We start from the raw sequence: 22,237 nt of genomic DNA, 5'->3' as shown, positions 1-22,237 counted from the left end.
CCGAGTCCCCGAGACCGAGCGGCGCGCCTTATCCACCCTACAACGGAGCCGGTTTCGTAGGGTGGATAAGCGCAGCGCATCCACCATCGGCCTCGCTGCCGACACGCTGTTGGCGGCGGCCACCCAAATTTGGAACTGCTGTGACGCCGCACGATGTCAGCCGGCGACTGGTTTATGCTTCAGGGCTGGCCCGGCGTTGTATGTCACATTCGCGTGTTAAAGTGAGTTCCGGATTCTCCGATGACGACACGACAACGATTGTGTTCGTGTTTAATTTGTGCTTTATTCGTTACTCAGAGGTGTGTACCCATGAACCGGAACAGAACCCTGACCAGTCTGCTGCTCACGACCCTGCTCACTGCCGGGTGCACCCAGGAGACCCAGAATACGATTGGCCGTTCCATCCAGAACTGGACCGGGGTCGACGGCGTGTTGGAGGTCTACGCGGGCGAGAAGCTCGTGCGGCGTTTCATCAAGGTGGACAAACTCACCACGGCCGGCGCCACCCAGGGCGGCGGTGCGCGGCCTTACCGCTTCGGCTACGGCGTGCTGGATCTGAACCAGAACGGCCAGCAGGACCCGGGCGAACGCAAGGTCTATTTCGAGATCAGCGACTACTCGACCAATTACGTGTTCTACGGTGATCCAGGGAGCTGACAATCACGCCAGCCGGTAACGGTCCTTCATGTCCAGATAGACCAGATTGGACACGGCGCGGATGGCATTGCTGCGCTGGGTGATCCAGGTTCCGTAGTTCTTGGCGCTGCTCGAGCGCTCGATGATTCCGACGAAGGCGTAGGGGACGCGTCGGCCAAACAGCGTCTGGGCCTCAATGATGCCCATGTTGCCGCAGAGTTGCGAGGTCGAGCCGGTCTTGTCGTAGACGCGCACCGAGGAGGGCATGGACGCGACACCCTGGCAGATGCGGTCATGATTCGGCAGCGCCATCAGCGCCCGGAGTTCCTGGCTGTAGGGGAGGCGGTCCTCCCAGAGTGCGATCAGAAACCGGCTGTAGTCGTGGGCCGAGGCGAGGTTGCGATAGGTCTTGCCGCCGGCGGGGATCTTCTCGACGACCCGCGTCTGCACGAACACCTGCGGCGCATTGGTCTTGAGCACGGTCTCCACGTCTTTGGGTCCGCGTTGCGACTGATTGCGGCTGACCAGTTCGATGAGTTCGTTGGTGGCTGGGTTGCTGCTGCGCCGGATCGAACGCTCCATGGTGTCGCGAATATCCTCGGTGTAGCGCACGCGTCCTCGCGAGTTTTTCACCTGAAAGAAAAACGCCTGGGCGACGAATGGTTTGATCATGCTCGCCGCCTGGCGCGGGGCGTCCTCGTTGATCGCCACCAGTTTCTTGCCGGCGGAGAAGTCGTAGACCGACCAGGCGGTTTTTTCGTTCTCGCTGATCTGACCCTGGGCCTTGAGCCGCTGCACCAAATCCGCGACCTGCCGCTGGAGTGCGTCCTGGCGCTGGGGCGTGTCCTGACCAAAGAAGCCGGCCTTTGCGAAGCTCGGGGTTCCGCACAGCAGGCCGGCCGAGAGCGCGGCCAATCCCTCCAGGAACCCGCGCCGATTGACAAAGAAGTGCTGGTTGAACAGGTCCGGATGATCGCTGTCGCGCGGTTGGTCGTACATCCTCAGATTCTCCCAGTAGTGACTTGATTGCCGGGGCCGACGCCCGGGGCTGGCAACCTGCCGGCCCACTCAGGCACCAACCCCTGTCGGGGCATTTCCCTGAAAGCATAGGCGGATGTGGTACTGAAAACAAGGGGGCGCGAGCAAGGAAAATCTAAGTAAGTCAGCGGTATCTGATTTGTTGTTCAAGTAGCCTTGTACAAAATGCCGGCCTTGGTCACAGTTCCGGTCGGCCGTGGCGCCGGCCGACTGGAGTCCAATACGTTATTGTGAAAGTCGCGCAGCGACCCGGTGGGAGCGGCGTCCCGCCGCGACGGGGCTGGGCGCGCAGCCGCAACGTTCGAGGTCACCGCGGCACCGCATCGCGGCGGGCCGCCGCTCCCACGGGGGATTTTCATCGTCCGGGGTGGTTTGATGTTCTTTCCATGGTCGTTCGCCTTAGATCAAGGCCGTCGTCCGGTGCTCGACTATTGAACGCTGCCGAATGACTTGTCCGCCGCGCCGGCCGGGGCCGGTAAGCCGGCGAAACGACATCCCTGGGCCACCGGGCCGCCCGGTAGCAGCGTGTAGAGATACTTGAGACCGCCTTTGGCGTGGAATGCCTCGTCCAAGGCGTCGTGCAGTTCGCGCATGTTGGGGCGCTCATGGGTGGCAAAATAGCCTTGCAGGGCCTTGATCGCGCGCCAGTGGTCTTCGCTCAGCGTGATCCCGTCGGTCTGAGCCGCGGCCGTGGCACCGGCACGGGTCCAGTCCGATGGTGCCTGCGGGAACTCCGGGTCCGGGGTGGTCGCACCTGGATTCATGAACTCGCTCATGCTCTGAAACACGTTCGTTACCTCCGACTGATTAAATGGACGCCGGCATCTGTAGCGCCGGTTCGCTGAACGAGCCGCACGGCTCAGCGCACGATAACGTACACGAGTAATGCGGCCAGGACTCCGAGTAGTGCCGCCCCCAGGATGGCCAGGTAGAGCAGGCCGTGGCCGGTTCGCACCCGTTGCTCTAGGCCGTCGGTCATCTGTTGGCAGTGCTCCAGCGTCGCCGTCGCTGCCGCATTGGCCTCGCGTTTGGCGATCTCCTGGATGCGGGCTATCAACTCGCCATCAAGTGGGGCGGAGTGACCGGCGGTGCCCGGTACGACCGGGGTCGGGGGGGAGAACTCCCGCACGTATTGATCGACCAGGTTCATGATCGCACCGCGCTCGCTTTCGATCTCGACTTTGACCAGATCGGGCAGGGTCTCCGCGACCAGTCGGCCGGCCGTAGACTCCAACTCGCCGGTGATCGCCTCGAACCTTGCCCGGGTTGCCTCCCGTTCAGTTGCCAGCGGTGCCTCGAGCGCCGCGCGGGTCTCGGCGATCTGCGCCGCGATCAGTTGTTGCGCCTCGGCCAGCAGGCGTTCACGCAGGTCTCGATTGAGGTCCGCGAGCAGCGGTGCGATCAGGTTTGACAGCCGGGCCTCGAGTCGCTCGTCGACGAGCCCCGAGAGGCGCAGCTCGATCTGCCGCTGCCAGTCGGGGGCCGCGGTCGGTGTGAGCGTGCTCGCGGGAATCGATCTGGATTCGTCCTGGGGCTGGGTTGCGGACCCATCCAACACGGTTTTCAACTGCGCCAGGACCGCCGGGAGTTTCTCCGGGGCGACCGACTTGGGTAGAATCGCAACGACGCCCTTGCGTTGGGCGGCGGCGGCGAATTCAGGGTCCTCGTGTGAAGTACAGATCACCACCGGAAGATGCGCGGTGCGCGCATCCGCGCGGATGATCTCGAGTGCCTCGAAGCCGCTGAGCCCAGGCATCATGTGATCCATCAGGACGGCGTCGGGCAGATCGCCCTTCAGGATCTCTAGGGCGGCCTCCGCGGATTCCGCGGTGTCGACCTCGACGCCGTGACGCTGCAACTGGAGCCGCAACGCGTAGCGAGCGGATTTGGAGTCGTCGACCAACAGGATTTTCATTGGGTCCATGATCGCCAATAGCGGGCCGGGCAGGAAACGCCCGGGAAGTGTAATGAAGGTCGGAGAAAAGCGCCATGCCAGCAGGATCCGTACGTTTTCAGTCGCTCGCAACCAGCGCGGACGTGGCCGCGGCGACCGCCGAGCACATACTGGCCGCGGCCGAGCAGGCGGTCGCCGCGCGAGGGCGGTTTCTCCTGGTCCTGGCGGGCGGCCGTACCCCCATCATGGCGTACACCTTGCTCGTTGGCAAACCCGCGCAATGGGACCGCTGGTCCATCTTTTTCGGTGACGAGCGGTGTCTGCCGCCTGATCATCCGGAGCGTAACAGCGTGGCCGCCAGGCAGGCCTTCCTGGATCAGGTGCCGATCCCACCGAAGAACATCTACCCGATGTCGGCGGAGCAGGGTCCAGTTGCCGCCGCGCTGAGCTATCAGCGGACGCTGTCCGGATCGGCGACCGGGAAATCGGCCGCGGTGCGCCTTCCGTTCGACCTCGTGTTGCTGGGGATGGGCGAGGATGGGCATACCGCGAGCCTGTTTCCTGGGCGCCCGGTTCCTGATGGTCCGCTCGTGATCCCGGTGCTGGATGCGCCTAAGCCGCCACCGAAACGGGTGTCGCTGACTCCGAAGGCGCTATCCGCGGCGCGCGCGATGTTAGTCCTGGTGACTGGTGCCGACAAGGCCGCTGCGCTCGCGGCCTGGCGCGCCGGAGCCGATTCGCCGGTAGCTCGCGTCGCCGCATCGGGTGCGGCGCTGGTCCTGATGGACCGTGCCGCGGAGGGCGCCGCGCCGCCTTGAGACCCCGTACCCGTGACAGGACAGTCCCCCAGTGAGAGCGGCCTCCGGCCGCGATGGGGGCCGGGTGAGTTCTGATGCGGGAGATCCCGCGCGGTGGTCTTGATCGTAATCCCTGCCGGCGGCATGCGTAGTCAGGGCTTCCAGCCCTGACGGTGTCAGGCCAGGATGGCCTGACTACGCACCCGGCGAGTCCAAGTGGTCGCCATCTTGATCGAGGCCCGCGCGGCTCATCGCGGCCGGAGGCCGCTCCTACGGGGCCGTCGGCCCCCCTCAGGTCACCTTGATCTCCAGCCGCTCCCCGGTTTGCGGATCCGACAGGTGGACCGCGCAGGCGATGCAGGGGTCGAAGGAGTGGATGGTGCGCAGGATCTCCACCGGCCGCTTCACATCCGCCAACTGGTGGTTGTCCTGGAGCGCCGCCTCGTAGGCTCCCGCCTGATCATCCGGGTCACGCGGCCCCGCGTTCCAGGTGGAGGGCACCACCGCCTGATAGTTGGCGATGCGCCCGTCTTTGATCACGATCCAGTGCCCGAGCGCCCCCCGCGGGGCTTCCATGAAGCCGGCACCGCGGGCCTCGTTGGGCCAGGTGGACGGATCCCAGCGCGAGGCGTTGAAGGTGCTGATGTCGCCGGATCGGATGTTGGCGATCAACTGGTCATACCAGCCCTGCATCTGATCGACCACGATCTTGGTCTCCAGGGTCCGCGCGGCCGTGCGTCCCAGGGTGGAGAACAGGGCGCTGACCGGCAGGTCGAGCTTGGACAAAGTCGAATCGACCAGTTCCCTGGTCTGGGCATGGTTCTTGGCATAGAGGAGCAGCACCCGCGCCAGCGGGCCGACCTCGACTGCATGGCCCTGCCAGCGGGGGGCCTTGAGCCAGGAGTAACCGTCATCGACCGCCAGTTGCGTGTAGGGCGGTTTGACCCCACCGCGTCCGTCGTAGTCTAGCGTGGTCTGGCCGGCATAGGGGTGTAATCCGGTCTGCTTGCCGGCGCTGTAGTCGTACCAGGAGTGTGAAACGAACTCCTGAATCTGGGCAGCGTCGTGCAGGTCCACGTCATAGATGGTGGTCAGGTCACGGTTGAGGATGACCCCGCGCGGGAACAGGTAGGTCGCCGGGTCCATGGACCCGGTGGCCGGCAGGTCGCCGTAGCACATGAAATTGCCGAGACCTTCGCCGCGCTGGAACCAGTCCTTGTAAAAACCGGCAATGGCCAGGGTGTCCGGCACATAGACCTGGTCGACGAATTGCTGCATCGATGTGATGACGCGCTGCACCTCGGCGAGCTTTTTGGCATTGAGTGCCGAGTCCGATTCGAGGTCAATGGGCGATGCGACGCCGCCCACCACCACGTTCGGATGGGGGTTCTTGCCGCCGAAAATGGCGTGCAGGCGGGCCGCGTCGCGTTGCCAGGCCAAGGCCTCCAGGTAGTGTGCCACGGCCATCAGGTTGGCCTCGGGCGGCAGCTTGTAGGCCGGGTGGCCCCAGTAGCCGTTGGCGAAAATGCCGAGTTGGCCGGATTCCACGAAGCCTTTGAGGCGCTTTTGAGTATCCGCGAAGTAACCCGGCGACGCCTTGGACCAACTGCTCAAGGATTGCGCCAATTCCGCGGTGGCCTTGGGGTCGGCGCTCAAGGCGCTGACGACATCCACCCAATCCAGCGCGTGCAGATGATAGAAATGCATCACATGATCGTGCACATACTGGGCGCCGATCATCAGGTTGCGGATCAGTTGCGCATTGGGCGGCAGACTGATGTCGAGCGCGTCCTCTACTGAGCGCGCCGACGCCAGACCATGCACCAGGGTGCAGACCCCGCAGATGCGCTGGGCGAAGGCCCAGGCGTCGCGCGGGTCGCGGTTGAGGAGGATGGTCTCGATACCGCGCACCATGGTCCCGGACGAGTAGGCCCGGGCGATGCGGTCGCCATCCATCTCGGCCTCGATACGCAGATGGCCTTCGATGCGGGTAATCGGGTCAACAACGACGCGTTCGCTCATGCCGGTTCCTCTTTATCGACCAGATGGTCGGCGATCAGCTCGGTCAGGCCCACCACCGGGATATCCATGTTGAAGTGCTCCAGACCTTCTTCGAGTTGGGTGCGGCAGGTGGCGCACATGGTCACCATCCGCTCGGGTTCCACCGCCTCGATCTGGGCTTTCTTGCGTTTGAAGGCGGCCAGCTTGAGGGGCTCCGCGCGTTCATTGGAGCTCACCCCGCCGCCCGCGCCGCAGCACCACTGGAAGCGCCCGTGCTCCGGCAGTTCGACGAACTGATCGGCCACCAGGTCCATCAGGTTGCGCTGCTGCTGAATGACGCCGCTCTTGCGCGCCAGGTTGCAGGGATCGTGCAGGGACAGCCGGTCCAGTTCTTTGCCTTCGGTGGTGATCCGACCCTGTGCGCGTAGTTGGTCCAGGACCTCGATGATGTGGAAGACCCGGAACGGATAGCGCCGGCCGATCAGGTTCGGCCCCTCCCAGCGGATGGCGGTATAGGCGTGGCCGCATTCCGGGCTGATGACGTTCTTGACCCCGAGTTTGACCGCCGCGTCCACCACCCGCTCCACCAGCAGGGCCGCGATGTCCTTGTTGCCGATCTGGATGCCGGCGTTGGTCGCCTCGAAGCATTGGGTGCTCAGGGTCCAGGTGACGCCGGCGTGATCGAAGATCTTGGTGATCGCCTCCAGGTACTCGGGGAAGTTGATGACCTCCATCGAGGAGAGCATCACCAGATAGTCGACCCCGGGTTGGTCTACCGGTACGGTCAGGCCCGAGCTGGTTTGGACATGCTCGATCTGGACCTGCAGGGTCTTCCACTGCAACCCCATCGGGCTGCCGGTCTTGACCGCCCGGACCGCGGCACCGGCCAGACCCTCGGGCGCATGGCCGGCGGCGACCATGCCCTCACGTGACTTGCGCACCATCGCCTGGATGTCGTTGCCGACCGGGCACACCATGGAGCAGCGTCCGCACATCGAGCAGGAGTCGTAGATCAGTTCCTCCCACTCGGCCAGCATGGCGTCCGTGACCTTGCGTTGCAGGCCGAGGGCGCCCTTGATCTTGCCCCACAGGGTGAATTCGGATTCCCAGACCAGGCGCAGCGGTTCCAGCTTGAGGATCGGTGTGTACTTGGGATCGCCGGTCTCCAGATAGAAGGGACAGGATTGGGCGCAGATCCCGCAGTGCACACAACTGGAAAAGAAGGCCGCGACTGGTCCGTCGATCTCTGCGCGGAAGGCGGCCAGGCCGCGCTCGAGGTTGAACGTGGTTGCCTCCGGATTCACGGCCGGATTGACGATGGGGCTCATGACTGGACTCCCCGGCGGCCAAAGCTGGCCCCGTTGTACCAACGCGCGATGAACGCGGTAAAGATGTGGGTGAGCTTGGTGAAGGGCAGGATGATCAGGAACAGCTCGGCGCTCAGGATATGCAGCCCCAGCGCCAGCGGATAAGGGTTGATCAGCCGGTTATACGCCAGATAACCGGTCAGGACGACCAGAAAAGTGACCGTCCAGACCAGATAATCCTCGACCGTGCTGAGGCGCTTCTTCACCGGATGGTTCAGCCGATGCACGAGGGTCGCCGCCAGCGCGACCAGGGTCACGGCCGTCACCAAATCCACGAAGGGGTTGGGCAGTCCCGGCCAGGAGACGCCGAACAGACCCTTGATCAGTTCAATGTGGGGGATGAAGAGCAGCAGGGCGACGAGAAAGCCGATGTGCCAGATCAGCCCCGTGACCACATTGAAGGGCGCACGCTTGAAGGTGCCGGGGTCCGGCAGGGTGCGGGTGACGACCGTCCGCAGGCCCGGTAGCCATTCACCGGCGCGCGGCTCCGCGAAATTCGGCCGTCGGCCGAGGAGCAGGATCTCGGCGAGGCGCGCGAGCAGGCCGAGCGCGAAGATGGCGATGGCGATGTTGAACAGTGGGCCCTTGGTGAACAGCAGAAAGCCCATGGGGTCGGTGAGGGCGGTCATAGTGTCTGCTCCAGTTCGTCGGCGGTGACGGGCTGACGGCTTGCCGCCGCGGTCTCGACCGTGCGCCGCGCCAGGGTTGCGACCGTGCCGCCGACCAGGGCGCCGGCCGCGCCGGCCGTGAGCACCTGGGTGCTGGAGAGGTCGGTGGGGACGGACAGCGGCGCATAGAAACTCCCGGCGTCCCAGAATCGCGGCTCCGAACAGCCCAGGCAGGGGTGTCCGGCCTCGATCGGCCAACTGGTGCCCGCGTTCCAGCGCATCGTGGCACAGGCATTGTAGGTACTGGGTCCTTTGCAGCCGAGCCGGTACAGGCACCAACCGGCGCGGGCGCCCTCGTCGTCGAAGGTCTCGGCGAACAGCCCTTTGTCATAGAAGGGCCGACGGTAGCAGCGATCGTGGATCGACTGGCCGAAAAAGGCGAGCGGACGATGGTATTCGTCGAGTTCTGGCAGGCGCCCGAAGGCGAGATAGTGGGCGAGCACGCCGCTGATGACCATCGGCACCGGCGGGCAGCCGGAGACATTCACCAGCGGCTTATCCTTGATCAAATCCATGACCGCCACCGCACCCGTGGGGTTGGGGGCCGCCTCGGGCAAGCCGCCGAAGGCAGCGCAGGTGCCGACCGCGATCACCGCTGCCGCCCCCTCGACGGCCTCCATCAGCATCGCGTAGTTGCTGACTCCGGCGATGGTCGAATAGCCGGGGTTGGCATCCGGCCCCGGCAGTGAGCCGTCGACGATCAGCAGGTAATTGCCGAAGTTGTCCTTCATGGCCTGTTCGCGGGCCGCCTCGGCAGCCTCCCCCGCGGCGGCCTGGAGCGTGTGGTGATAGTCGAGTGAGATCATTTCCAGGATCAGATCCTCGACCGTCGGGGCATGACTGCGCGTCAGGGACTCGGTGCAGCCGGTACATTCCTGGAACGACAGCCAGATCACGCTCGGCCGCCGGGCTTGCTCCAGCGCGGCGGCCATGGCCGGGATCAGGCCGGGCGGCAAGGCCATCAGGGACGCCGACGCGGTGCAGAACTTCAGGAACGCTCGGCGGGAGACACCCTGGTCACGCAGGTGCTCGCCGACACTGTGTTTCTTGGCGGTCATGGGCCTTTCTCAAGCGGTTAATCAGTACTCGAACGGTGCTCTGTCCTGGGCGCTGGTGAGGCGGGCGTCCAGGGTGGTCAGGGCGGTGTCGAGGTCTTGGCGCTGGGTGCGCAGGATCTCGGGAATGTCGCCGATATCCAGATGCAGGGCCAGCCGCTGATCCTCCGTGATTCGGTAATCGATGAGCCATACGCCTGGAATTGCCGTTTCCTGGACGTGGGTCGGACCCAGGGCATCGATCGTCGCCCGCACCTCACCAACCCCCAGGACGGCGAGCAGGTGCGCCTCGTCCTCCGGGCCGAAGGGGATGGCATTGAGATCGATCTGAGTGCCTTCGCCGGTGGCGATCAGGCGCTCCAGTGCATGGCGGACCTCATGCAGGATGGGGACGGCATTGCCGCAGTCGGTGGTGCCGCAGGGCATCGTCTGGACTCTTACTGGGATGCTGGATAACGCGGGCATGATGCGTCCTCGGCAGGGCGTGAGGAGGTTCCGGCAACAACGCGCCGGCGGCGGGTTGCGACAGATTCTAAGTTTAGCATTTTAGCGATAACCGAAATACTAAAACAGAAGTATAGACCCCTCAAGCGATCTCGTCGCGATTCGCGCCGACTGGCGTCGATCAAGATTCCGGCCGATTGGACTCGCCGGGTGCGTAGTCAGGCCATCTTGGCCTGACACCGTCAGGGCTGGAAGCCCTGACTACGCATGTCGCTGGCCGGGATTACGATCGAGGCCGCCAGGCTCAGGCCGTCGGGCCGTCGGCGGCGTCCCAGCGCGCGAGCAACTCCCGTACCCGCTCCAGCGCGACCGGCACCGCCGCCGCGACCGCCGGGGTCAGTTCATCACTCCAGTCGATCAGGGCCGGCTCGATGCCGATCAGGGCGCGTCGCGCAGGCAGGCTGTCGGTCAGGCGCGCGATATCCAGCAGGTCGGCCAGGCTGACCTCGTGGACGCTCTTGGCATGGCAGCGTAACTGCCGGTCCATTGCCTCGCCTTCGAAGACCCGGACGCTGCCCGCGGCATCGCCCATGGCAGCGGCGTCGATCACGATCAGGCGTGGGCACTCCGCGATGGGAACCGCCAGCGTGAAGCTCAGGGTTCCCCCGTCGAGGAAGCGCAGCGGCGCGGCCGGGTCCGCTTCGGACTCCAGACGCCTGATGACGGCGGCGCCGACGGCCTCGTCGGCCAGTAAGACGTTGCCGAGTCCAAGAATCAAAGTTTGCATGGTCGCCAGGTCGGTCCTGTGTGGAAAGCGGTCGAGTGCAGCATACCTTGCTTGGTGCGGCGCCAGCGTTTAGCCTGTGACCTGAGTCTAAATGATCCGGAGTGATAGCGACCGTGTGTCTTGGCATCCCGATGCAGATCCTGTCGATTGACGGCTTCCTGGCCTGCTGCACCGCCAAAGGCGTGGAGCGGGAGGTCAGTCTGTTCATGCTGCAACACGAGCCGCCGGCCGTCGGTGACTATGTTGTCGTCCACCTGGGATACGCGACGGAGCGCGTCAGTGCGCAGGACGCGGCCGCCGCCTGGGAGGTCTACGACCAAATGCTGAGCGTGGACGAGGCGGCCTAGCGCCCCCGCCCGCCGGCCCGACAGCCCGACAGCCCGACAGCGCCTGACTTGGTGGATTTGTATCAGGCACTTGGCCGCGGGCGAGCGCGATGTCATTCAGGCGCGGCCAAGAAACGCGTCGGCGATGGCGTACTGACGTTGCGCCTCGGTCGCATCGCCCAGTTCATCGGAGGACTCCATCATGGCGCAGTTGATCGCCATGCGGGCCTGAACCGCGGCCTTCCAGGCGCGGTTCTGCCGTTCGGTGATCAGGGTCTCGGGTGCCAGGGCAGCGGCAACGGCGGCGGCCGCGAAGTGGTCGGCCTGGGCCAGCCAGTCGGTCTCTTTGCCGCAATCGGTGTAGGTGTTGGTCACATGGGCCTTGGCGGCCCGGTAGGCGTCGTCCAGTTCCTCCGGGGTGCAATCCTCACGCAAGGCGGTTGCGATTGCGCGGTGCACGCGCTCGGCCGTGACGAGGCGTGCGACACTCCGGGCGAAGTGACCGCCCAGCAGCCGTTGCTGTTCGGGGTTGAGCCCGTTGAGGGCATCGCGCAGAGCGTGATCGCTGGTGATCTTCGCCACGGTAATGACAGCTCCGTGAAGGTGGATAAAAGTGCGCGCCGGCGGGCGTCCGCTGAAGGGTACGACCCTTGCTCCGGTTCAGTGATCTGAATATAAGCAAATTCCGATGGGCTTGGCAATGACCTGCGTCACCTGGTTGCCACCGGACACTGGTAACCGGATAATACTGAGCATTGTCGCCTCCGGGCGGCGCGCCGTTGTGAGGAGGGTGAGAGAAGAATGAGAATCGGTATCCCAGCGGAGACACGGCTCGGGGAGGCGCGGGTCGCGTCCACTCCCGAGATCGTCAAAAAACTAAAGAGCAAAGGGTTCGAACTGATGGTGGAGGCCGGCGCGGGGGTGCGCGCCGGCTATCCGGACGCTGACTATGCGGCGGCGGGTGCGGTCTTGACGGATCGCGCCGGGGCCTACGATGTCGATTTGCTGCTCAAGGTCCGTCGTCCGGACGGCGGCGATGTGGCCGCGATGCGTCCCGGCGGTCTGTTCATCGGCCTGCTGGAAAGCTGCGGCGAGGATGCCATCGTGGCCGCGATGCTGGCCAAGGGGGTGCGGGTGCTGGGCATGGAGCGGATGCCCCGGACCTCCCGTGCCCAGTCGATGGACGCCCTGTCCTCGCAGGCCAACATCGCCGGCTATCGGGCCGTGATCGAAGCGGCGGCCCGGTTCGGCCGCTTCTTCCCCATGATGATGACCTCCGCCGGCTCGGCCAAGCCCGCCCGCCTGGTGGTGCTGGGTGCCGGGGTGGCCGGGTTGCAGGCGATCGCCACCGCCCGCCGCCTGGGGGCCGAGGTGCTGGCTTACGACGTGCGGCCGGAGACCCGCGAACAGATCCAGTCGCTCGGGGCCAAACCGATCGATCTGGACTTGGGCGAGAGCGGGGCCGGGGAGGGCGGCTACGCCAAGGAACTCTCCGCCGAGGCCAAGGCGCGCCAGCAGGCGGCCCTGGCCGACCAATTGGCCAAGGCCCATGTCATCATCACCACCGCGCTCATTCCCTGTCGTCCGGCCCCGGTGCTGGTGACTGAAGATCTGGTCCAGCGGCTGCGCCCGGGGTCGGTGATCGTGGATCTGGCGGCGGCGAACGGCGGCAACTGTCCGCTGACGGTCCCGGATGAGGTGGTCGAGCGCCATGGGGTGCTCATCGTGGGGTACACCAATTACCCGTCAATGGTCGCGTCCGATGCCAGCGCCTTCTACGCCAGGAACCTTGCGAACCTGATCGAGATCATGGTCGAACGGTCGGATCAAGGGCCGGTCCTCAAGGACCTGATGGCGGATGACATCACCAAAGCCATGCTCGTGTCGTAGAAAAAACGCCAACGGCCGAATCGTTACCATCAACGGCGCGTCCGCGCGCCCTACGGAAATCCGCCTATGTCAGACCCGATCGTCGCGCTTTATGTTTTCGTCCTTGCCTGCTTCATCGGCTATTACGTGATCTGGGGCGTCACGCCCTCGCTGCACACCCCATTGATGGCCCTCACTAACGCCATCTCCGGCATCGTGATCGTCGGGGCGCTGTTGGTCGCGGGAGCCGAGCGGGCGGGCCTTGCCGCCGAGCTGCTCGGGTTCCTGGCGGTCCTCCTGGCGTCCATCAACGTCTTCGGAGGCTTCCTGGTGACTCACCGTATGCTCTCCATGTTCCAAAAGAAAAAGAAGTAGGGAGAGCGATCAGCCATGCTGCACTTTAGTCTGTCTGCACACGAGCAGGCCCTGGCCTATCTGGTCTCGGCCATCCTCTTTATTTTCGCCCTCAAGAGCCTGACGCATCCCGCCTCGGCGCGCCGCGGTAATTTCTACGGCATGATCGGCATGGTCATCGCGGTCGCCGCGACCCTGCTCGGACAGGAGGTGACCTCCTACGGGTTCATCATCGCCGGGGTGGCGGGCGGTGCGGTGATCGGCACCATCCTCGCCATGCGCATCCAGATGGCGGCCATGCCGCAACTGGTGGCGGCGCTCCATAGCTTTGTCGGTCTGGCGGCGGTGCTGGTGGCCATCGGTACCTTCATCATCACCGCGCACCCGGATGCGGTCATGATGGGTGAGCTGTCCGCCGGTATCGTGATCGGCGCCATCACCTTTACCGGCTCCGTGATCGCCTTCGGCAAGCTGCAGGGGCTGATCAGCGGCAGCCCCGTGAAATTCACCGGGCAGCACGCCCTGAACGCCGCCATGGCCCTTGCCACCATCGGCTTCGCGGCGCACTTCGCCATGACCGGCAGTGTGCTCTCACTGAGCTTGATGACGCTGATTGCCTTCGCTTTGGGCGTCACGCTGATCATCCCGATCGGCGGGGCCGACATGCCGGTGGTCATCTCCATGCTCAACAGCTACTCGGGCTGGGCGGCGGCGGCGACCGGCTTCACCCTGCACAATAACCTGCTGATCATCGTCGGTGCCCTGGTCGGCTTCTCCGGTGCCATCCTCTCCTACATCATGTGCAAGGGGATGAATCGCTCGATCATCAATGTGGTGTTCGGCGGCTTTGGCTCAGGGGATGAAACGGATACCGGCGCCGGGGCTCTGGCCGCGCAGCGCGGTGTCAAGTCGGCGTCGGTCGAGGACGTCGTCTACTGGATGGAGGATGCGGCGAAAGTCATCATCATCCCCGGCTACGGGATGGCGGCCGCTCAGGCCCAGCATGCCCTGAAGGAACTCATGGAACTGCTGGTGGCGCGCGGCGTCGATGTCAAGTTCGCCATCCACCCGGTCGCCGGGCGCATGCCGGGCCACATGAACGTGCTGCTGGCCGAGGCCGACATCCCATACGAGCGCGTGCTCGAAATGGATGAGATCAACTCGGAGTTCCCCACCGCGGATGTGGCCCTGGTGGTCGGGGCCAACGACGTGGTGAACCCCGCGGCCGAGGAAGACAAGTCGAGCCCCATCTACGGCATGCCGATCCTGCAGGCCGGGAAGGCGCGACAGGTTTACTTCCTCAAGCGTTCCATGCGTCCAGGCTATTCCGGCGTCGATAACCTGCTCTTCTACAAAGATAATACCTCGCTGGTCTTCGGCGATGCCAAAGACACGATCGAGGGGATGGCGAGTGCGCTCAAGGGCTCCGGCCATTGACCGCACGGTGACCCGCGCTGTTGCGCGGCGGCCGGAGCCCGTGAGTGTCCCGGTGCGCTACCTGCTCGTCGGGCTGCTGGCCGGCGCCGTCTTGGGCGGCGCCGGCGGCTTTGCCGCGGGCTATTTCGCCTTCCCTTATTGGTCCGCGGGGGAGCGGGGCGGCCAGGTCATCATCAGCGGCGGTGGCGAGATCAAGGCCACCGGCCGTTTCGCTCACGCGGACCCGGCGGATCGGATGCACTACGGCAGCGGGGCCGTGCGTGTCTATGCGAATCGGGTGCACCTGGAAGACGACTTCGCGGTCAGCCCGGGGCCGAAATATCACGTCTATCTGGTGCCCCAACGGGGCATCGACCCGGATACCCGGGTGGAAGAGACCATGTTCGTGGATCTCGGCCCGCTCGCTGCATTCAGCGGCCGGCAGAGCTATCCGGTGCCGGTCGGGGTGGACGTCGGCGACTACGGGTCGGTCGTGATCTGGTGTGAGCAGTTCAACAGTCTGATTTCACCGGCGGAGTTGAATCCGGGGTCCTGATCTTCGCTCCGGCCGGCTGCTGTCGAGGCTGCCGAGGCTATGGGGCTGAAGAATTGATAAATCCTGCTGATCGCATTGCCGGCACGGCGATCATGGCTGCCCTGCGGGGGCCTTGATCGTCGTTCCGGCCACTTGGGCGCGCCGGGTGCGTAGTCAGGCCATCCTGGCCTGACACTGTCAGGGCTGGAAGCCCTGACTACGCATACCGCCGGCCGGGATTACGATCAAGGCCCCTGCGGGTCACCGATTGTTTTCGTTGTGTACCCTAAGCGATTTCCGGGAAAGTATCTACCGAGGTGGAGGGGCGACTGAAGTCGCCCCTACTCACAGCGAAGCCTCTGCAATCCGCGCCTCAGCCTCCTTGTCGCGCTCGATCAGGGCATAGGCGGAGTGGTTGTGGATCGACTCGAAGTTCTCCGCTTCCACCACATAGGCCGCGATCCGGTCGTCCTCGTTGAGTCGGGTGGCGACATCACGCACCATGTCCTCGACGAACTTTGGGTTGTTGTAGGCGCGCTCGGTCACGAACTTCTCGTCCGGCCGCTTGAGCAGGCCGTACAGTTCCGCGGAGGCCTCGCGCTCGACCAGATCGATGATCTCCTCGATCCAGATGAACCCCTGGGTGCGGACCTGCACCGTGACATGAGAGCGCTGGTTGTGGGCGCCGTAGGCCGAAATCTCCTTGGAGCAGGGGCACAGGCTGGTCACCGGCACCAGCACCTTGATCGCCAGGCTGGGTTCGCCGTCGCGGACCTCGCCGATAAAGGTCACCTCATAGTCCAGCAGGCTTTCCACGCCGCTGACCGGGGCGCGCTTGTTGACGAAGAAGGGGAAGCGCATCTCGATATGCCCGGCCGCGGACTCCAGCCGACACGACATGTCCTTGAGCATATCCTTGAAGGAGTCGACGCTCAGTTCCCGCTCCTGGCTGTTCAACACCTGCACGAAACGCGACATGTGTGTGCCTTTGAAGTTGTGCGGCAGGTACACGTACATGTTGAAGGTGGCCACCGTGTGCTGTTCCACCCCGCCGCGATCCTTGACACGGACCGGGTGGCGGATATCCTTGATGCCGACCTTATCGATGGCGATGCGGCGGGTGTCCGCGCTCCCCTGGACGTCGGCGATGGTGCAGGTGGCACCCTTGGGTTCGGTCGATTGCTGCATGCAGACGTTCTCGGCGTAAGATGATGGCTCGCACTGGAGTAAGTTGGGTGTCTCGGTCTCACAAGACAACCGTGGGTCGCGCGATGACGCGGCTGGGGTTGAAGCATCCACTACGTCTGCCGATTGCCAACCGTCGATTATCGGGGCGCCGCGTGGGCGACGCAAATTTCACCAGGCGGGTTTGGCCTAGGGGTAAGGGTTGGTCGGGCAGGCTTCGAGCTGCTCTGTCTGTCCACTCGAGTCGATGTCAGGTTTTTTTACACCCAGGGGATGCGTCGTCCGCTATTTTTTCCATGGACGATGTATGCCTATGAAGAATATAATTTTTTAGTTTAATGCCTGGATCTTGCATGGTGTATTTTCAAACGTTAAGTCCGACCTGCCCACAAACAAATGACCATCTTGCGCACTCGGGAGTTGAATTATGTCCGTGCTTGAAGCTGCGAATTGTCACATTGGCTGCTGCGGCACCCGGCAACTCTCAGTGAGTGTCGCGGCGCTTTGGCTGGGCTTGGGTGCCGGCCCCGCGGCGGCGGTTTTGCTCGATACCTTCACCTGGGGTTCAGACAACGCCGCCTACAATCTGTTTGCGGAGACTTGTCCGAACGTGGATGGCTCGGGATGCGGCCAGAAAGGCCCTGAACCGGGCTGGGGTTATAGCACGACGGTGACCCGTTCAGGTCCGGTGCCGCCGCTGACCGGGACCCTTTTCAGTTGGGGCACCGGTGCGGATGAGACCTTCAACAGCACCCTGACTTGGACTAATGACGGGACACCTTTCGTCTTGGAAAAAATCGTGCTGAAGGCCACCGGCCTGGTCGGCACTGGCTTGGATGATTGGTCTACGGGTGATCCAATCCCCACATCCCAGGGCACCGGGGCCGCTCCCGCCTGGGAGTGGGCGACCGCTGCTTTTTCCACCGCCCTCAGCGAGGCGATGGTCGAGATCAGTGTGGGCGGCGATGCGGACGCGTACAACGTGTTCTCTGGATACGCTGAGGATGCGACTTGGTTCAATACCTCGGATGGGGATACACGCCAAACCCCGGTTGATTTTACCGCAAGCTATGGTCCGCTCGTTGAGCTCGCAACCAACGAGAGTATCAATATTCGGCTTTTTGAGTCGTACTGGAATGCGCGTGGGGCGACTGGAGAAGAGGGGCGCCCTGACTTGCAATATGCGTCTTTCACGGTCGAGATCTGGGGTTCTGAGGGCCCCGTGGTTCCCGTTCCGGGGACGCTTGCGCTCTTAGGTATTGGCCTTGCCGCGTTGGGGCTGCGTCAGCGCCGGTCGTTATAGCCTTCGCACCCGATAACCACACACGCCTTGGTGTGGGGGCGGATCTAGATCCGCCCCTACACCCGGTTATCGCGTTGACGCGTATAGACACGGGGCCCACTCTTAGCGCAGTTGTTGCCAGACCCGCCAACCCAGGACATCGGCCGCGTTGATCAGCGCCAGATCCCCCTCCGAGGTGGAGACCACCGTGGTGATCCGACCGGCCCCGTCACCAAAGCTTGAGGGCGAGGAGTAGATGCCTGTGTTCTGCCCGCCGGGTGTGAGACGCACGCTGGTACCCACCACCCGTGTGCCGTCCTTGGTCGCCAGCAGGTCGGCCTCGCCGTTCGCCCCATCAAGGTTGTAGTCAAAGGGCGTCAACCCGAGGCGGCTGCCATTGCGCACATCCAATGAATTGATCCAGCTATAGCCGCCGTTGGCGCAGGGGTTGTTTTCGGGAACGAGGCTGACAAAGTCCACCCGCCCGCCCTGCACCATGGGTTCGTTTACGACCCTTTCACCCTTGTTGAGATTGGTGCCGGTTTCCTTTTCGATGTCGAAGTCGATGTACCAGCCCAGTTGTTTGGACCAATCGATCAGCTCTGCCGTACTGGTCCGGCCGCGCGTGACCTCCGCTGCCGATTCCTCTTCCCCGGCTGTCATAACGATGTTGGTTTCCGCGAAGGCTTGCCGCAACAGTGCGGTACGAGGGACCTCCACTGGATCGTCTGAGCCGGTATCCCAGATCGCGTAGAAGCTTTGGACCTGCCGATCACCGCCGTCGCCGATTTCGAGGTATTTTCCGGTCCCGAACAATACGAGCATTCCTAGACCGAGCGGGTGACGGGCGACGGCGACCGGAGACGTGATCGGCTGGGGGCTCCCTGCCGTTGTTCCGGTCGTAGACCCAACAGCGGAGAAGATCGTGCTGATCTCTTTGGTGCTGGAGCCTCTCAGGTCGAAGCGGTAGACATGACCAAACAGGTCTGCAGCATAAGCGAAGTCGGCGAGCGGGTCGCCATCCGTGTGCAGTGAGTCGGCGACGATGGTGGCCTGACCCAGGGCATTCGAACGTCGGTTGCCGACATCGGTGATGTGCAGGGGGTCATCATTGCGTCCGACACCGGTCGAAAACTTCTTGACCACCTCTCCGGTCTCGATCGCGATGACATAGGTACGGCCTGACCGCAAGCGGACGCGTCGCTTTCGTCGACATCCGGGGTGGTGTCATCGCAGCCGGCGTTGCGGCTGCCGTCATCCTCGGTGCTGTTGTAGCCGTTGCCGATGATGGCGACCCAGGTGGGGTCGGTGCGTCCGACCAGCGCACCGCGCACGCGGACAATGGCCGGGCGCCCGAAGATGTAGCCGAGGTCCGGATCTCCCTTGATGACCCTCGTCGCTGCGGCGGCCCCATTGCCGGTGGTTACCGTCTCGTCCCGGTCAATGAACTGCCAGTGAGACAGCGCGTCCGCAAAGGTGCTGACGGCGGCCGTGGCTGCTGGGACAGTCGTCACGTCCAGGCTGTACAGTCCTTGCGCGCCCAAACCCAGAGCGCCGATCAACACCGTGTGCCACTCGCCCTGCCCGGCCGCTGGATCTGGGCGCCGGTGACGCCGGTCAGCCCCATCAGAACCGGCGGCACGAAGGCAAAGGACTCCTCCAAGGTGGCGGCATCGAATGCGTGCAGCATGCCGTCATTGGCGCCGGCATAGATCAGCGGGGTGCGCTTCGCATGTGCTTGCATGAAGCTGGTGGCGTTCGTACCGACGGCACTTTGATATCCCGGTGCGTTGTAGTCAAAGGCCGGCGCCCCAACGATGACTGGCGCGGCATTGATGAAATCACCAAGCAGGTTGGTACAGCCGGGAGGCTCGGTGCAAGAAGGCGAAAGGAGGGCGCGTGTGCGGAACCGGTAGGTCTCCCCATCGTCCTCATAGGTCCGGTCACCCGCCACGTAGGCCAGGCGCGCTTTGGCCTCGTCGATCTGCGCCTGGCTGGCCCGTGCGGGATTCGTGCCGCTGAATCCGGCGCCCGTGAGGAAGTCGAGTTGTTGGGTGTTCGTCAAATTGTCCCACCTGAAGGCTGTTCCAGCCCCGTTGGCGGTGGTGAAGATGCGTCGGTCGTCAGGCACCAGATCCCGCATGGCCTGCGCCGCTGACTGATAATACTGTCCCCTGGAAGGATCCTGGCACAGTTGTCCGGGACGAATGTCCAGCGTGGGGCAGGGGTCCTTGCCTTTGCCGGCAGAGACCTGGTAGGAGCGGATATCGCCGCTCCAACCCGTGGCGTTGAGCCTGGCCTGATAAATAATGTCCTGGCTTGCCGTGGTTCCGGTGTTGACTGCGACCGCGGCGGCTGAACTGTCTTTCGCGAGTGTGCTGACCGCATCCAGTACGTTGCTGAAGGCCGCGGCGAGTGCCGCGGCATCCCCCGCGTTCAGGTAGTCGCCTCGGCCGTTGATCCCGGCGTGCCAGGTGTCGTCGATCTTGACGGCCGCGGGAATCAGGTTCGCATTGGGTGACGTGGCTGTGCCGCCGATTGCATTCCAGGCTCCGGGAAACCCGTCAATCGAGATGTTTTTGCATTCCTCATCATCTGGTTTCTCACAGGGGTTACTATCTGAAGTCCAGGTACCCTCCGGATAGCTCACATTGCCGGCGACTCCGAGCCCGATGGTGTACGTGGTGATGTGCTGCCAGTCCGCTGGATCGTTGGCTGGATTCCAGAAATAGTCCTCCGGCGTATCGGTACTGCCCTTGGGAACCCGGATCAGGGTCGGAACGCGATGCTCAGCGGCCGGTTCGTCCGGGCGCAGATCGGTGATCCATGACGCGAACACCACGTCGGCGAGCATGCCGATGTTCTGGTCCGCAAAGATTCTGGCATAGTCCTGGTCGGGGTCGTATGTTTCCGATGCGAGCCCTGAGGCCGCGGCAGAAGCGGAATCCGGCGGGAGATCCTTCTTCGTCGCGTCATTATTACCTAGCCAGAGGTGTGGGTCGTTCTCCGCTTTCGGGGGCTTGAGGCCAGTAAAAGCGCTGCCTCTGGCCGATGGTACCCATATGGTATCTTCCCAAAAACCGTCGGTGAAAATCACATGAAAGTTGTTACGGCAGCCGCGCAGCGGGTTAACGATCACGTCTTCGGATTGGATGAGTTCTCCGCCTTCGCTCATTGGCTGTTCAACATAGACCTGCGGGGTCGCGCAAAACTCGTGCACCCGGGCCGCCGCGCTCACCAAGTAGGTTGTTGACTGTGCACGACTGTCGAAGAGCCAGTCGAAGAATGTTTTCCGATTATCCGCGTAAGGAGCGAAGGTGTCTGCGAGGCTAATAAACGCGACCTCGCCGGGGAGATAGGAGCCTTCGACGGAGAGGTTCTGATAGCCGAATCGCACAGTCGGCGGGAGGTCATTGAAAACCCGGCTCAACACGGTTTTCAGGGTCAGAAATCGCGTCCGGTAGTAACTGAACCAATTGGCAAAGTTCCGCTCCGCCAACGCGGTTGCGCTGGGAACGGTGCCGTCGCGGTTCTTGAGCCGGTCCTCGCGTTCGGCAAGAACCGTGCGAGTGACATCATCGTTCTTTCGGTTGCGGATTTCCCCAAAGTCAGGGCCGGTACCGACAACGACCCGCTCCAGGCAGTCGATCGGGAAATCGACAGCTTTGATAGTTTCCGGGTTCAGGTTCTTACATTCACTCTTGCTATTGTCAAGTCGGTAATAGACCGCTTTGCAGATGCTTGCGTTGTTGGAGCTATTTGCGTTACCGGCATTGCCGGCATTTCCGGAATTGCCAGGGCTACCGACCATGCAGCGCCAGGCCCATTCCCGGCCGAGCTGAATCGGTGTCGAATTGGGGGTCGCTGTCTTTAGAAATTTTTCGTATTGGGGGTCTCCCACGTCAGCGGCGTATGAATTGTTCTTGTTCATAACGGCTACGGTTGCGGCCGATAGGTCGTCACAAGCCCCATCCCCGGTTTTCCCGAGACTCCAGATCGCGGCATAGCGTTTCGAGAGGTCGAGTGTACAGCCGGTCTGATCGTGAAACGCATCCACGAGCGCTCTAATGAATACGGCGTGATCGCGACTGGTGCCGTCTGCGTTCAGCGGCGGCAGATAGGTCTGTGCCGGGTCGTATGTCGATTGGTCAAAGACGAGAGATCGCGCGCATCGAGTTGCGGGTGGGTAATGCCGTCAACCGAATCCGGTCCCCAGATCCCTTCCGGCAGAGATGCCTTATTCATGCTCTTCGAATCATCGATCGTCAGAATCAGATTCGGCGCCGCGCCGGACAGCAAGAACACCGGCGCACTGGCGATATCGAGCAGGTCGGCCGGGGCGGCACTTCCGGCCCAGACCGCGATGAGACAGAGCAGGGTGGCGCGCCACCTGGTCAGACCGCGGCGGTGCGGTTGCGGTATCGCGCGCGCGGACTTGCATGAAGGCTCTTCGGGATCTCAGTAGGTTATGATATACTTATATTTCAGCATCTTACGAGGTTTTGAAGGTCATCATGGACTCCAACAACGAGCCACTCAGACAAGCAATAGAGCTATTGCGAGATTTGCCCAATGTCCAAGTG

General features: G+C 63.4%; 21 protein-coding genes and 1 pseudogene. 8 read left to right on the top strand and 14 right to left on the bottom strand.

The features are described 5' to 3' along the window. The first annotated feature begins 309 nt into the window (after positions 1-309). Positions 310-657, top strand: coding sequence for a hypothetical protein (locus QZY03_RS17620; protein WP_295583347.1), 348 nt, complete (start codon positions 310-312; stop codon positions 655-657). 3 nt (positions 658-660) lie between these two features. On the opposite strand, the gene QZY03_RS17615 is transcribed toward QZY03_RS17620, so the two are convergent. The 3 genes from QZY03_RS17615 to QZY03_RS17605 form a co-directional block, all read right to left on the bottom strand. Further along, positions 661-1,635 carry a serine hydrolase gene (locus QZY03_RS17615; RefSeq protein ID WP_295583345.1) on the bottom strand — a complete coding sequence of 325 codons (975 nt, stop codon included), beginning with the start codon at positions 1,633-1,635 and terminating at the stop codon, positions 661-663. Positions 1,636-2,102: 467 nt separating this feature from the next. Then, entirely contained in the window at positions 2,103-2,450 is a 348-nt protein-coding gene (locus tag QZY03_RS17610; protein WP_295583343.1) for a TusE/DsrC/DsvC family sulfur relay protein, read from the bottom strand. Between the two features lie 83 nt (positions 2,451-2,533). Continuing rightward, a complete protein-coding gene (locus QZY03_RS17605; protein WP_295583341.1) occupies positions 2,534-3,598 on the bottom strand; it encodes a response regulator in 1,065 nt (354 codons plus the stop codon). Positions 3,599-3,663: 65 nt separating this feature from the next. Here QZY03_RS17605 and pgl point away from each other — a divergent pair, with 65 nt between their 5' ends. After that, positions 3,664-4,386, top strand: a complete 723-nt coding sequence (pgl, locus tag QZY03_RS17600; RefSeq protein ID WP_295583339.1) for a 6-phosphogluconolactonase — start codon at positions 3,664-3,666, stop codon at positions 4,384-4,386. Between the two features lie 270 nt (positions 4,387-4,656). Here the strand turns inward: pgl and QZY03_RS17595 are convergent, their stop codons facing one another. From QZY03_RS17595 to QZY03_RS17570, 6 genes are all read right to left on the bottom strand, one after another. After that, on the bottom strand, positions 4,657-6,387 hold the full coding sequence (locus QZY03_RS17595; RefSeq protein WP_295583337.1) for a nickel-dependent hydrogenase large subunit: 1,731 nt from the start codon (positions 6,385-6,387) through the stop codon (positions 4,657-4,659). Continuing rightward, positions 6,384-7,694, bottom strand: coding sequence for a (Fe-S)-binding protein (locus QZY03_RS17590; RefSeq protein ID WP_295583336.1), 1,311 nt, complete (start codon positions 7,692-7,694; stop codon positions 6,384-6,386). The genes QZY03_RS17595 and QZY03_RS17590 overlap by 4 nt, the downstream gene beginning before the upstream one ends. Continuing rightward, positions 7,691-8,362: a hypothetical protein gene (locus QZY03_RS17585; RefSeq protein ID WP_295583334.1), complete on the bottom strand. Its 672-nt coding sequence runs from the start codon at positions 8,360-8,362 to the stop codon at positions 7,691-7,693. The genes QZY03_RS17590 and QZY03_RS17585 overlap by 4 nt, the downstream gene beginning before the upstream one ends. Next, complete coding sequence (locus tag QZY03_RS17580; protein WP_295583332.1) at positions 8,359-9,459, bottom strand: hydrogenase small subunit; 1,101 nt, start codon at positions 9,457-9,459, stop codon at positions 8,359-8,361. The genes QZY03_RS17585 and QZY03_RS17580 overlap by 4 nt, the downstream gene beginning before the upstream one ends. A 21-nt stretch (positions 9,460-9,480) precedes the next feature. After that, positions 9,481-9,921, bottom strand: coding sequence for a hydrogenase expression/formation C-terminal domain-containing protein (locus QZY03_RS17575; RefSeq protein WP_295583330.1), 441 nt, complete (start codon positions 9,919-9,921; stop codon positions 9,481-9,483). 283 nt (positions 9,922-10,204) lie between these two features. Beyond that, positions 10,205-10,687 (bottom strand): hydrogenase maturation protease, encoded by a 483-nt coding sequence (locus QZY03_RS17570; protein WP_295583328.1) that lies wholly within the window; start codon positions 10,685-10,687, stop codon positions 10,205-10,207. A gap of 113 nt (positions 10,688-10,800) precedes the next feature. On the opposite strand from QZY03_RS17570, the gene QZY03_RS17565 reads away from it, so the two are divergent. After that, entirely contained in the window at positions 10,801-11,034 is a 234-nt protein-coding gene (locus tag QZY03_RS17565) for a HypC/HybG/HupF family hydrogenase formation chaperone (RefSeq protein WP_295583326.1), read from the top strand. A gap of 96 nt (positions 11,035-11,130) precedes the next feature. Here QZY03_RS17565 and QZY03_RS17560 read toward each other — a convergent pair whose 3' ends face one another. Then, the gene (locus QZY03_RS17560; RefSeq protein ID WP_295583324.1) at positions 11,131-11,595 is read right to left on the bottom strand and encodes a hypothetical protein; all 465 of its coding nucleotides are present in this window, start codon (positions 11,593-11,595) and stop codon (positions 11,131-11,133) included. A gap of 219 nt (positions 11,596-11,814) precedes the next feature. On the opposite strand from QZY03_RS17560, the gene QZY03_RS17555 reads away from it, so the two are divergent. From QZY03_RS17555 to QZY03_RS17540, 4 genes are all read left to right on the top strand, one after another. Continuing rightward, complete coding sequence (locus QZY03_RS17555; RefSeq protein ID WP_295583322.1) at positions 11,815-12,903, top strand: Re/Si-specific NAD(P)(+) transhydrogenase subunit alpha; 1,089 nt, start codon at positions 11,815-11,817, stop codon at positions 12,901-12,903. A gap of 66 nt (positions 12,904-12,969) precedes the next feature. Beyond that, the gene (locus tag QZY03_RS17550; protein ID WP_020508084.1) at positions 12,970-13,257 is read left to right on the top strand and encodes a proton-translocating transhydrogenase family protein; all 288 of its coding nucleotides are present in this window, start codon (positions 12,970-12,972) and stop codon (positions 13,255-13,257) included. A 15-nt stretch (positions 13,258-13,272) separates the two neighbouring features. Continuing rightward, the gene (locus tag QZY03_RS17545; RefSeq protein ID WP_295583319.1) at positions 13,273-14,673 is read left to right on the top strand and encodes an NAD(P)(+) transhydrogenase (Re/Si-specific) subunit beta; all 1,401 of its coding nucleotides are present in this window, start codon (positions 13,273-13,275) and stop codon (positions 14,671-14,673) included. 7 nt (positions 14,674-14,680) lie between these two features. Next, positions 14,681-15,208 (top strand): DM13 domain-containing protein, encoded by a 528-nt coding sequence (locus QZY03_RS17540; protein ID WP_295583317.1) that lies wholly within the window; start codon positions 14,681-14,683, stop codon positions 15,206-15,208. A 324-nt stretch (positions 15,209-15,532) separates the two neighbouring features. Here QZY03_RS17540 and folE2 read toward each other — a convergent pair whose 3' ends face one another. Next, positions 15,533-16,375 carry a GTP cyclohydrolase FolE2 gene (folE2, locus tag QZY03_RS17535; protein WP_295583315.1) on the bottom strand — a complete coding sequence of 281 codons (843 nt, stop codon included), beginning with the start codon at positions 16,373-16,375 and terminating at the stop codon, positions 15,533-15,535. A 538-nt stretch (positions 16,376-16,913) separates the two neighbouring features. Between folE2 and QZY03_RS17530 the strand changes: the two genes are divergently transcribed. Continuing rightward, complete coding sequence (locus QZY03_RS17530) at positions 16,914-17,675, top strand: PEP-CTERM sorting domain-containing protein (RefSeq protein WP_295583314.1); 762 nt, start codon at positions 16,914-16,916, stop codon at positions 17,673-17,675. Between the two features lie 102 nt (positions 17,676-17,777). On the opposite strand, the gene QZY03_RS17525 is transcribed toward QZY03_RS17530, so the two are convergent. From QZY03_RS17525 to QZY03_RS17520, 3 genes and pseudogenes are all read right to left on the bottom strand, one after another. Beyond that, positions 17,778-18,845 carry a PilC/PilY family type IV pilus protein gene (locus tag QZY03_RS17525; RefSeq protein ID WP_295583312.1) on the bottom strand — a complete coding sequence of 356 codons (1,068 nt, stop codon included), beginning with the start codon at positions 18,843-18,845 and terminating at the stop codon, positions 17,778-17,780. Positions 18,846-18,973: 128 nt separating this feature from the next. Then, a pseudogene (locus QZY03_RS32180) lies at positions 18,974-19,219 on the bottom strand (hypothetical protein); the annotation flags it as partial. Continuing rightward, positions 19,213-21,585 (bottom strand): PilC/PilY family type IV pilus protein, encoded by a 2,373-nt coding sequence (locus tag QZY03_RS17520; protein WP_295583310.1) that lies wholly within the window; start codon positions 21,583-21,585, stop codon positions 19,213-19,215. The gene QZY03_RS17520 and the pseudogene QZY03_RS32180, both read right to left, overlap by 7 nt. Between the last annotated feature and the right edge of the window lie 652 nt (positions 21,586-22,237).

Source organism: uncultured Lamprocystis sp., assembly GCF_903933125.1.
Taxonomy (GTDB): Bacteria; Pseudomonadota; Gammaproteobacteria; order Chromatiales; family Chromatiaceae; genus Thiodictyon.
The sequence above is the reverse complement of the archived record's forward strand: the minus strand, read 5'-3'. Positions and strand labels throughout refer to the sequence as shown.